This window comes from Gluconobacter sp. P1D12_c (assembly GCF_018812105.1).
In the GTDB taxonomy this organism is placed as follows: Bacteria; Pseudomonadota; Alphaproteobacteria; order Acetobacterales; family Acetobacteraceae; genus Gluconobacter; species Gluconobacter oxydans_A.
Window position 1 is genome coordinate 1 of record NZ_JACSIQ010000688.1, and the last position, 394, is coordinate 394.

1 protein-coding gene is annotated in these 394 nt (G+C 47.5%); it reads right to left on the reverse strand.

Annotated features, from left to right (window positions below; translation table 11 throughout):
• The coding region (locus KP705_RS18750; protein ID WP_215765397.1) for a hypothetical protein at positions 1-217 on the reverse strand (217 nt) is incomplete at its 3' end.
• Positions 218-394: the final 177 nt, after the last annotated feature.

A 394-nucleotide genomic window follows, 5' to 3' on the forward strand; every position in this document is an offset into this window, starting at 1 on the left:
GACGCTCAGCAACAGCAACAGCAGGAATGAACATGATATGCCTAAACTGTTCATCCATCTGCTTAGCTAATCCAGACAGCAAACCCACCTTGAAAAAGGTGCCATCCTGCTTCTTACGCCTAGACGGAATCCCCAGACCTTCAAGCCTGTCAGCAATGCGATCAGATTGAAGCCTTATGGCCTCATCCCTGCCAATGCGTTCAAGATGTTTAAACACATCAACCTTGTTCCCACTGTTGCGACGAAGAAGCTCATAAAAACCTATCCGAGAAGATGACTCACACCCATTCTCAGACGGTCCTGCATCAAAAATCTCTCCGCGTGATTCCTTCGCTTCCTTAACCTATGGAACTTATTCTAAACCAACAGCAGGAAGCATGAAGCGTCGCCTGTC